Below are 10,806 nucleotides of genomic sequence, written 5' to 3' on the forward strand. Positions count from 1 at the left end.
CGGGATGGGCCCCGTCGCCGCCTACCTCGCCGCGACCCTCGCCGAGGGCTCACCGGCCGTCGCCCACCTGGTCGACGAGATGGTGGCCGACGCCGAGGCCTACCTCGCGCGCGGGGTCGGCTCCGGGATGCTGCGGCCCAGCGCCGACCCGCACGGACGGGCCGTCGTGCTGACCCTGTGGGGGCTCGGCGCGCTCGCGTTGAACAGCCACCTGCACCGACTGCTCGGCGTCGACCTCACCGCCGACCGGCTGGGGACCCTGCCCTCGATCGCCGCGTACCTCGGCCCGGTGCACGAGCTGTACGCGCACGGACTGTTCACTCAGGACTTCGCCGAGCAGATGGCCAGGTCCTTGCACGCGGCGGCACCGGAGACGGCCCCGCCCACGACCACTCCCGCACCGAGTGAAGGAGAACCCTCATGACCCCGACGAGCGAGGCCACCAGTGCACTGCGCACCGAGGGCCTGACGAAGCACTACGGCGAGGTCCGCGCTCTCGTCGACCTCGACCTCGACGTGCGACCGGGTGAGGTCTTCGGGTTCCTCGGGCCCAACGGTGCAGGCAAGACGACGATGATCCGCACGGTCATGGACGAGATCCGTGCCACGGCCGGCACCGCGACGGTCCTCGGCATGGACTCGCACCGGGACAGCGTGGAGATCCGCCGGCACATCGGCTACCTGCCGAGCGACCTGGCGCTCTACCCCAACCTGACCGGGCGGGACACGCTGACCTACTTCGCGAACCTGCGCGGCGGGGTGGACCGCGACTACGTCCGCTCGCTCGCCGAGCGGCTCGACGCCGACCTGGACAAGAAGGTCGGCGACCTGTCCTCGGGGAACCGGCAGAAGGTGGGCATCATCCAGGCCCTGATGAGCCGGCCCGAGCTGGTCCTCATGGACGAGCCGAGCGCCGGGCTGGACCCGCTGGTCCAGCGCGAGCTGCAGACGATGATGCGTGAGCTCGCGAACGAGGGCCGCACGGTCTTCCTGTCGAGCCACACACTCTCGGAGGTCCAGCGCGTGGCGGACCGGGTCGGCATCATCCGGTCCGGTCGGCTCATCGCCCTGGAGAGCGTCGCCGGGCTGCGCACCAAGGCGACCCGGCGGGTGGAGCTCGACCTCGACGGGGTCGCCGATCCTGCGGTCCTGCTCGCCGTGCCGGGTACCGCCGACGTCACCGTCGACGGGCACCGCGTCGCGCTCTCCTACTCCGGCCGGATGGACACGCTCCTGGCCGCCGTCACGGCCCACCACCAGCTGCTCGACCTGTCCACCCAGGAGGCCGACCTCGAGGAGATCTTCCTGCGCTTCTACCGTGGTGCCGACGAGGCACGGGTGCTCTCATGAGCACCGCCACGGCCACCGCCGCCGTCACCGGCATGACGCTGCGCGACCGCTGGCGTGGCGCGACCATCGCCAGTGCCAGCCTCGCCGCCCTGCTGATCCTCGCGATGGCGGCGTACCGGTCGATGGACGTCGGCATCTACGACAGCCTCCCGCCGGCCCTACGAGCGATCATCGGCATCCCCGAGGGCGCCGACGTCGCGAGCCTCGCCTACTCCGCGGTGTTCAACGCCTACGGCGCACTGACCATGGGGGGCGTGGCGATCGCCGTCGGCACCTCGCTCATCGCGGGCGAGGAGGGCCGCGGGACGATGGGCGTGCTCCTGGCCAACCCGATCGGACGACGGCGCGTGCTCGCGGCGAAGGCGGCCGGCCTGGTGGCCATCGTCGCCGCGACGACGGCACTGCTGTGGGGTGCCGGTGTGCTCGCCCCGGTCGTCCTCGACGTGAACGTCACCGGGCTGCACGTCGGGGCGTTCAGCCTGCACTTCGGTGCCAGCGCCCTGTTCTACGGCGCCCTGGCCCTGGCGATCGGCGCGTGGACGGGGAGTCGCGGTGCCGCCGCCGGTGGCGCGACGGCGGTCATGGTGCTCGGCTTCTTCGGCACCGGCCTGCTCCCGCTGGTCAGCGGGGCGGAGGACGCGGCGCAGATCTTCCCCTGGTACTACCTGAGCGGGGACCAGCCCCTGCTCACCGGGGTCAGCTGGGCGCATGTGGCGGTGCTGCTGGGTGGCTGCGTCGCGCTCTACCTCCTCGCCGACCTCGGGCTGGCGCGACGCGACCTGCGCAACCGCTCCGTGGGCACGACGCTGCTGGACCGGCTGCGCACCCACCCGGTGACCAAGAGGCTCGCGGACCGGATCGCCGGATCGGCCCGGGTCTCACGGATCTGGGTCAAGACCGCCTCGGAGCACCAGGTGCTGCTGGTGATCGTCGTCACGGCCATGTTCTGGATGATGGGCGTGATGATGGGCCCGCTCTTCGCGGCGATCCGGAGCCTGCCGATCGACATCGAGAACGCCCTGCCGGAGAGCCTGCTGGTGTTCTTCGGCGGCGGCAACCTCAGCTCCCCCGAGGGGTACTACCAGGTCGAGACCTTCGGCATGATGACGCCGCTGGCGATCATCGTGGTCGCGGTCGCGGTGGGCGCCAAGGCCCTCGCCGGCGAGGAGGACGCCCGCACGATCGCCCTGCTCCTGGCCAACCCCGTGCCGCGCAGCCGCGTCGTGCTGGAGAAGATGCTCACCATGGTGCTGTACGCCGTGGTGGTCGGGGCGGCGACCTTCGCGGGAGTGAGTGTCGGGTCCCTCGTCGGCGGTCTGGGGATGAACCTGGCGAACATCGCGGCGACCTGCCTGCTGGCCACCCTGGTCAGCCTCGTGTTCGGTGCGCTCGCCCTGCTGCTCAGCGCCGCCACCGGTCTGGTGCGGATCGCGACGGCGGTCCCCGCGGGGGCCGCCGTGGGCTTCCACGTGCTCAACTCGCTCGGTCAGATCAACGGTGCGTGGTGGGGCGGGCTCTCGCCCTTCCACTACTACCTCAACAGCGACCCGCTGGTGAACGGTCTCGACGTCCCCGACGCCCTGCTGCTCGCGGCGATCACCGTCGTGCTGCTCGCGCTGTCCGTCCCGGCCTTCTCCCGGCGCGACCTCCGACAGCGGCAGTAGGCGCAGGAGGGCGCGCTGACCACGGTGCAGCTGGTCCCGGCCCCGGTCCCGTGGACTTCTCTAGGGTGTGGTCACGGCCCCCGACGAACGAGACCCGAGGTGTGGAATGAGCGAGCAGAGCAGCACGCGCGAGAGTGTCCGGCGCACGACCGTCCCCGACGCGAACGGCTTCTTCGGGGCGTACGGCGGCCAGTTCCTGCCGCCCCAGCTGGAGGGCCCCTTCGCGGAGATCACGCAGGCGTATCACGAGATCGAGAACGACGCCGCGTTCATCAACGAGCTGCGCTACATCCGCACGCACTTCCAGGGCCGCCCGACGCCCGTCTACCACGCCCGCACCCTCTCGCTGCAGAACGGCGGCGCGCAGATCTACCTCAAGCGCGAGGACCTCAACCACACCGGAGCCCACAAGCTCAACCACTGCATGGGTGAGGGCCTGCTCGCCAAGTACATGGGCAAGAAGAAGCTCATCGCCGAGACGGGAGCCGGGCAGCACGGGGTCGCCCTGGCCACCGCGGCTGCGCACTTCGGGCTCGAGTGCGAGATCCACATGGGCGAGGTCGACATCGCCAAGCAGGCGCCCAACGTCAGCCGCATGCAGCTGCTCGGAGCGACCGTCGTCCCGGTGAAGCACGGGCTGCGCACCCTCAAGGAGGCCGTGGACTCCGCGTTCGAGGCGTACCTCGCCGACTACGAGAACTCGATCTACTGCATCGGCTCCGTCGTCGGGCCGCACCCGTTCCCGATGATGGTCCGCGACTTCCAGAAGGTCGTCGGCATCGAGGCCCGCGAGCAGTTCCACGCGATGACCGGGAACCTGCCCGACGTCGTCGAGGCGTGCGTGGGCGGCGGCTCCAACGCGATCGGCATGTTCTCCGCCTTCCTCGACGACCCGGTCGAGCTGATCGGCGTGGAGCCGCTCGGCCGCGGCACGACGACCGGCGAGCACGCGGCGACGATGACCTACGGCACCCCCGGCGTCATCCACGGCTTCCAGTGCTACCTCCTCCAGGACGAGGAGGGGCAGCCCTCGCCCGTCTACTCCTGCGCGAGCGGTCTGGACTACCCGGGCGTCGGACCCGAGCACAGCCACCTCAAGGACACCGGTCGGGTGCGCTACGTCACCGCGACGGACGACGAGTGCCGCGACGCGTTCTTCGCCCTCAGCCGCAAGGAGGGGATCATCCCCGCCCTGGAGAGCGCGCACGCCGTGGCGCACGCCCTGGTCACCGCCCGCGAGATGGGCACCGGCACCGTGCTGGTCAACCTCAGCGGCCGCGGGGACAAGGACATGGACTACGTCATCGAGAACTGGGGAACCGGGCAGGACGACTGAGTGGTCGCAACCTCTGAGGACGGCGCCCTGGTCCTGGACCGGGGCGCCGTCGAGGTGACGGTGCTGCCGGAGGTCGGCGGCCGGCTCGCCCGCGTGCGCTTCGGCGGGGTGGATCTGCTGCTGCCTCCCGGGCTGCCGCACGGCTTCTTCGGGGACACCTTCTGGCCCAGCCCGCAGGCGCGGTGGGACTGGCCGCCGCCGCCCGTGCTCGACGCGGGGAGCTACGAGGTCACCGCGCTCTCCGCGCACGAGGTCACGCTGCGCAGCGCCCCGGACCCGAGCGTCGGCCTCGTCGCCGAGCGGCGGATCACGGTGACCCGGGACGGCCTCGATCTCGCGTTCCGCCTCACCAACGTCTGGACGACCGAGCAGTGGCTCGCTCCGTGGCAGGTCACCAGGGCCGCGCGGGAGGGACTGCTCGTCTGGGCCGAGGGCGAGGCCTTCACCGACGAGGACCGGGTGATCAAGCACCGTGAGGACCCGCCGTGCTGGTACCGGCACCGGGACCTGCCCGGGCAGTTCGCAGGGGTCAGCGTCGACGGCGCGCTCGCGAGCCTCGTCGTGCCGGAGGTCGGCACGACCTCGAAGTACTTCGCCGACGCCCGCGGCTGGCTCGCCCACCTGCACCGCGGCACCCTGGTGCTGCGCAGCTTCCCCGACCTGACCCCCGCCCAGGCGGCCCCCCGACAGGCCGAGCTCGAGATCTACGTCGACCTGGAGCGCGACTACATCGAGATGGAGAACCAGGGCGCGTACGGGGCGCTCGCCCCGGGCGCGAGCGTGGACTACGCGACGAGCTGGCGCTTCGCCGCTGCCGACCCGGACTGGCCGACGGATCGACTCAGCCCGGGCCTGGTCCAGGCGATCGAGGGCCTCAGGACCTGACCTCGCCGCCGAGCAGGTCCGGTGCCGTGGGTCCAGGGACGGCTCGACCGGCAGCGACGGCTGTGCGTCACGGGATCGGCGTCACCGTCGACCGACGAGGTCGACACGCCTCTCGGGGATAGCAGCGGGCACGGTGACCTGCTGCTCGCGCACGGACGGCTCGGCGCCGGCAGCGGACCGGGACGCCGGCGACAGGACGAAGCGGGCGACCGTCTGCGAGAGCTCGGCCGAGATCCGGTTCAGCTCGGAGGCCGAGGCGAGGCTGGCCTCGACCTCGTCGTTGGTGGCCGACGCGGCCACGGCGACCGCGTCGATGCTCTCCGCGATCTCCCCGGCCCCCAGGGCGGCCTCCGTCACGCTCCTGCTCATCTCGTTCGTCGTCGCCGTCTGCTCCTCGATCGCGGAGGCGATCGTCGTCTGGGTCTCGTCGATCCGCTCGATGATCGTCGAGATCACCGCGATGGCCGAGACCGCAGCACCCGCATCGCTCTGGATCGTGTCGATCCGCCTGCCGATGTCCTCCGTCGCCTTGGCCGTCTCGCGGGCGAGCTCCTTGACCTCGCCCGCCACGACGGCGAACCCCCGGCCCGCATCCCCGGCCCGCGCCGCCTCGATGGTCGCGTTGAGGGCGAGCAGATGCGTCTGCTCGGCGATCGAGGTGATCACCTTGACGACGTCGCCGATCTCCGCCGAGGAGGCGCCGAGACGGCTCACCGTGCTGGTCGCCGTGCCGACGGCGTCGACGGCGTCCGAGGCGATCCCGGCGGCGGCGCTGGTGTTGTGCGCGATCTCCCGGATCGATGCGCTCATCTCCTCGGTCGCCGAGGCCACGCTGCGGACGTTCGTGGAGACCTGCTCGGCGGAGGCAGCCACGGCCTCCGCACGCGCGGCCGAGTCCCCTGCCCGCCCGCGGATCTCCCCTGCGGAGACAGCGACGTCCTCCGCCGCTGCGGTGAGGCAACGGGCGTTGACGGAGACCAGGTCCAGGGTGGCGGAGAGCGCGTCGACCATGTCGTTGTAGCCACGGACCAGGTCGCCGAACTCGTCCCGCGCCGCCCAGGTCCCCCGCTTCGAGAGGTCACCGGCCGCGACGGACTCGCACAGCTCGTTGAGCTGACGGAGCGGCACCGAGGCCTGGCGCACGAGCCAGCGCGCACAGAAGACCGCGATCAGGCCACCGACGACGACGAGGAGCACGAGGACGCGGACCGCCCCGGCCGCCGCCTCGGCCGCGACCTCCCCCGACGCGGCGAGGACGGTCCGCACCCCGGAGATCCCCACCCCCGCGAGGACGATGATGAAGATCATGCACAGCACGTAGCTCGCGATGAGCCGTGTGCGGAAACCACCCATGACGCCGCCTCCCCTGCGGGACGGCTCGGTGCCGTCGACAGCATGATCGGCAGCTCGGGCCCGCGCGTGAGGGCTCCGGCCGGGCAGGCTGCCGATCGCCCCCGGGCGGCCCGGCCGCTCCGCCGCGATGGCACGATGGCCGGATGACGGAGCAGATCGTGGCGGCGTCGACGCCCGCCGAGTACGAGCAGTTCGCCGGCCTCATCCGGGAGTACTGGACGTGGCTCGAGGACCGCTACGCCGATCACCCGGGGCTCACCGACTCGGTGGCGGGTCACCAGGCCCTCGACGCCGAGCTCGCGCACCTGTCCACCGCCTACGGCCCACCGGAGGGGCTGACCCTGCTCGCCGTCCGGGCAGGGGCGGTCACCGGAGCGATCGCCTATCGCGACCTGCACGACGGCTCCTGCGAGATGAAGCGGCTCTTCGTCCCCACCCGCTTCCAGGGGCAGGGCACCGGAAGGCTGCTCTGCGAGGCCCTCATCTCCCGTGCGAGCGAGGCGGGGTTCGGCCTGATGCGGCTGGACACGGGCAGGCTCAACACCGAGGCCGTGGCGATGTACGGCTCGCTGGGCTTCACCGAGTGCGCGCCCTACCACCAGTACCCGCCGGACCTCATGGCTCAGGTGCTCTTCATGGAGCGGCCGCTGACCGCCGTGCGGCCCTGATCGGCAGCCGCGGCCCTCAGCCCACGGGATCCGCCGTCGGGGCGAACACCCCGCGCAGCTCCGCCCAGCGCCCGGCGCGGCAGTAGACCGGGACGACGTCGCGCGGGACCGGCCGCTCGACGGTCCGGCCACCCTCGTGGACCTCACCGGTCCACGCGTCGACCCAGCTGCCCGGCGGCAGGAAGGTGCGCCAGGTCGTCGCGCCCGGCTCCGTGACCGGGTGGACGAGCAGGTCGTCGCCGAGCAGGAACTGGCCCGGCGCCTGCCACACAGCGGGCTCCGTCGGCCAGTCGAAGAACAGCCCCCGCATCAGCGGCCGATCGGTCGCGATGGTCGCGCGCGCCTGCTCGGCGAGGTACGGGACGAGGCGCTCGCGCAGCTCGGCGTACCGACGGAACACCTCGACGACCGTCGGGTCGTCGTTCACCTCCGCCACGAACCACGGGGTGCGGTCGCGCAGCGGCCGGCGGTGGTGGTTGAACTCCGAGTGGTACTGCATGACCGGCATGAAGGCCGCGGCGGCCGCGGCCCTCAGGTACAGCTCGGCGTCGGGCACCGGCCCCGAGAACCCGGCGAGGTCCCAGCCCCAGTAGACGATCCCGCAGGCGGCGGCGGTGATACCGGCCGTCACCGAGTGCGCGAACGCCTCCCAGGTCGAGTCCTCGTCGCCCGCCCAGAAGACCCCGTGCGCCTGGGACCCGGTGAAGCCGGCCCGGGAGAACGTCACGGGGGCCTTGCCGGCCGAGCGCAGGAGGTCGCCGAAGGCTCGCGCGTAGTGCACGGGGTAGAGGTTGTTGCCCTCGTCGCCGCGGCGGCCGTCGCCGTGGCGCAGGTCGTGGCCCCAGGCGTGCTCGCCCCCGTCCGTCTTGAAACCGTCGACGTCGAGGTCCTCGACGAGGTAGCGCCGCTTGGCCGTCCACCAGTCCCGGGATCGCTGGGTCGACAGGTCCGCCATCAGCGACCGGGGGAACCACCAGCCCCTGTTGTGGTACGGCGAGCCGTCCGCCTCCAGCACCGCGTGCCCGCCGGCGACCATCGCCCTGCCGTCGACGAGCACCTGGCTGTCCTGCGGGACGTCGGGGCCGAGGTCGACCTCCGTCTTCTGCAGCGGGATCTGCCACAGGACGACCTTGATCCCGCGGGAGTGCAGGTCGTCGATCATGGCCTTCGGGTCGGGCCAGGCGCCGTCCGGCGGGTAGGTGAAGTCGCCGGCCTCGTGCGCTGAGCCGTCGGTCGTGACGCGGTACCGGGCGTCGCGGAAGATCGTGATGCCCTGCTCGTCGCTCCACGCCTCGATGACGACCACGCCGACCGGGATGCCGAGGTCGCGGTGGGTGTCCATCCGCTCCGTGACGATCGCCTGGGTGTTCCACTCGTTGCCGGAGGCCCACAGCCGGAAGACCCACGAGGGCAGCTCCTCCGCCCGCCCGACCTCGTCACCGAACGCCCGGAGCACCTGCTCGGGTTCGCCGCGGTAGATCCCCACGTCGAGCCGCTCGCGCTCGGCGCCGCCGAGGTCCGCCTCGACCACGAGCCGGTCCGGCTGCGAGCCCCCGACGTCCAACCAGGTACGGCGGGTGGTCCGCACGTGCAGACCCCACCCCTCGCCACCGATGACGTGCGCGAAGGGCATCGGCAGGTAGGTGCGCCCGTGGCGCCCCTGGGACTTGTACTGCTCGAAGACGACGGCATCGAGCCGGCGCCCGCGCTGGTCGACGGAGTCGAAGCGCTCGCCGAACCCGACGACGTGCTCCTGCGGCTCCAGGCGCAGGGCGAAACGCACCCGGGCCACCCCACCCGGGCCACGCAGCCAGCGCACGCTTCCCGGGACCAGGAGCGGGTGGTCCACCTCGCCGTCGAGGGTGAGGCTGCCCCCGTCGCTGTCCCAGACGGCAGCGGCGACCTCGAACCACGGCGTGGTGTGCTCGCCGCCCGAGGCCGACCGCGCGACGAAGCGGTACCGGTAGGTGACCCCGGCCACCAGCGGAGGTGTGCGGACGGACCAGGCGCCGTCGGCCTCGAGCTGGGCGGCCTGCGCCTCGGCCAGGTGCCCCTCGCCGCCCGCGAGCGCGGCCGCATCGGCGTCGGAGGTGCCGGCCGGTGCGAGCGGGAGGACGCTGCCGGGCCCCTCGGCCTCCTGCCACTCGCAGGAGATCGCCGAGACCTCGGGTGCGGCGACGACGCCGAGGACGACCTGCTCGCCCGCCAGGGGCAGGACGGGGACCCGCTGGTCGGCCGAGGTCGCGTAGGGGTGCTCGACCCCGTAGGGCGAGTGCCGGACCCAGGGGACGGCGACGGGGGCGGACGGTGCTGCGGTCATCGGAGGGGCCCTTCGGGGAGCAGGCCGAGCTCGTCGGCGAGGATGAGGAACATGCCGTGCGACCACAGCAGCGGCGAGGCGACCTCGCCCCACCGGTCGACCCACTCGGCCCTGGCCTCGGGGTGCAGCAGATGGCCGGGGACCTGTTCGGGCAGGTGCCCGTCCGGGTCGGCCTGGTCGGCGACCCAGAGCAGGTTCCGCAGCGCCCCCTCGCGGTCGCCGGCGGCGGCCCGGTTCCAGCCGAGCAGGCAGGCCAGGAGCAACCACTGGCCGCCCCCGTAGAACACGTCCGCCCGGAACCGGTGCACGCCGCCGTCGACCTCGAGGTCGACGGCGATGGCGTCGAGCGTCGCGGTGGCAAGGGCTGAACCCCGCTCGACGAGCCCGAAGGGGACGACGCAGGCGGCCAGCGAGGCGTCGACCTGCGCCGAGCCGAACCACTTCGCCAGGTGCGGGGCGCCGTGGTCGCTCGCGCGGCCCGTCGTGGTGCCCTCCGCCAGGACGCGCTCCCGGACCTGGTCGGCGGCCCGGCCGGCGGCCGCCCTGCGCGACTCGTCGAGGAGGGGCACCCGCGCGACGGCCGTCAGGCCGGCGTGGATCGCCCCGAGGGTCGAGACGTGGCGTTCCTCGACGTGCTCCTCCCACCAGTCGTAGCAGGGGCGCGACCAGAAGGTCGTGAGGTAGTCGACGGCCACCTCGATCCCGGCGCGCCACCGCTCGAGGTCGAGTCCATGGCGACCGGCGTGCTCGACGAGGGACCACAGCCAGGTCCCGTAGCCGTCCGTCTGGAAGTCCCACCACGGGTCGGAACCGGCCCCGCCGTCGAAGGTGAAGCGCGTCGGCAGCATCCGGTCGAGCGGGATCTCGCGACCATCGGCGGCGTCCCGGCAGAGCGTGGCGACGACCTCGGCACGATCGGCCAGGACCCCGGCCACCCAGTCGTGGAACCGGGAGGCGGACGTCACGTCGCCGTACCGGGAGATCCCCTCGGCCGTGAACGCCCCGTCCCGGAGCCACGCGTAGCCGCGGTAGGCCGAGAACGTCGGGGACGCGGGGTAGGCGCCACCGGGGTGCTGGAGCGCGGTGATCACTCGGTGGCTCTGCCGAGCGAGCTCGGCAACGCGGCCGCCGTCGGGCGCGGTGGTCATGTCTGTCTCGCAGTCGTCGGAGGTCGGTCAGGCAGGGGTGCGTCCGGCCGGCGGGACCGGTGGTGCTGCCGGTCCCGCCGGC

General features: G+C 72.6%; 8 protein-coding genes and 2 pseudogenes. 6 read left to right on the plus strand and 4 right to left on the minus strand.

What is annotated here, in order from left to right; translation table 11 throughout:
• The 5 genes and pseudogenes from ABWK99_RS08775 to ABWK99_RS08795 all read left to right on the plus strand — a co-directional run.
• Window positions 1-424: pseudogene (locus tag ABWK99_RS08775) on the plus strand (hypothetical protein); the annotation flags it as partial.
• Entirely contained in the window at window positions 421-1,350 is a 930-nt protein-coding gene (locus ABWK99_RS08780) for an ABC transporter ATP-binding protein (RefSeq protein WP_372594321.1), read from the plus strand. The pseudogene ABWK99_RS08775 and the gene ABWK99_RS08780, both read left to right, overlap by 4 nt.
• Entirely contained in the window at window positions 1,347-3,014 is a 1,668-nt protein-coding gene (locus ABWK99_RS08785; protein WP_372594322.1) for an ABC transporter permease subunit, read from the plus strand. Before ABWK99_RS08780 ends, ABWK99_RS08785 begins: the two co-directional genes overlap by 4 nt.
• 106 nt (window positions 3,015-3,120) lie before the next feature.
• Window positions 3,121-4,350, plus strand: a complete 1,230-nt coding sequence (gene trpB, locus ABWK99_RS08790) for a tryptophan synthase subunit beta (RefSeq protein WP_372594323.1) — start codon at window positions 3,121-3,123, stop codon at window positions 4,348-4,350.
• Window positions 4,351-5,235, plus strand: a complete 885-nt coding sequence (locus tag ABWK99_RS08795; protein WP_372594324.1) for a DUF4380 domain-containing protein — start codon at window positions 4,351-4,353, stop codon at window positions 5,233-5,235.
• Between the two features lie 81 nt (window positions 5,236-5,316).
• Here ABWK99_RS08795 and ABWK99_RS08800 read toward each other — a convergent pair whose 3' ends face one another.
• Window positions 5,317-6,588 carry a methyl-accepting chemotaxis protein gene (locus tag ABWK99_RS08800; protein WP_372594325.1) on the minus strand — a complete coding sequence of 424 codons (1,272 nt, stop codon included), beginning with the start codon at window positions 6,586-6,588 and terminating at the stop codon, window positions 5,317-5,319.
• Window positions 6,589-6,731: 143 nt separating this feature from the next.
• Between ABWK99_RS08800 and ABWK99_RS08805 the strand changes: the two genes are divergently transcribed.
• On the plus strand, window positions 6,732-7,256 hold the full coding sequence (locus tag ABWK99_RS08805) for a GNAT family N-acetyltransferase (RefSeq protein WP_372594326.1): 525 nt from the start codon (window positions 6,732-6,734) through the stop codon (window positions 7,254-7,256).
• Window positions 7,257-7,272: 16 nt separating this feature from the next.
• Here ABWK99_RS08805 and ABWK99_RS08810 read toward each other — a convergent pair whose 3' ends face one another.
• The 3 genes and pseudogenes from ABWK99_RS08810 to ABWK99_RS08820 form a co-directional block, all read right to left on the minus strand.
• Window positions 7,273-9,237 (minus strand): TIM-barrel domain-containing protein, encoded by a 1,965-nt coding sequence (locus tag ABWK99_RS08810; protein ID WP_372594328.1) that lies wholly within the window; start codon window positions 9,235-9,237, stop codon window positions 7,273-7,275.
• A 24-nt stretch (window positions 9,238-9,261) separates the two neighbouring features.
• Window positions 9,262-9,576: pseudogene (locus ABWK99_RS08815) on the minus strand (hypothetical protein); the annotation flags it as partial.
• Window positions 9,573-10,724 carry a glycoside hydrolase family 15 protein gene (locus tag ABWK99_RS08820; RefSeq protein ID WP_372594327.1) on the minus strand — a complete coding sequence of 384 codons (1,152 nt, stop codon included), beginning with the start codon at window positions 10,722-10,724 and terminating at the stop codon, window positions 9,573-9,575. The gene ABWK99_RS08820 and the pseudogene ABWK99_RS08815, both read right to left, overlap by 4 nt.
• Window positions 10,725-10,806: the final 82 nt, after the last annotated feature.

Origin of the sequence: Actinotalea sp., assembly GCF_041597215.1 — a bacterium.
GTDB lineage: Bacteria > Actinomycetota > Actinomycetes > Actinomycetales > Cellulomonadaceae > Actinotalea.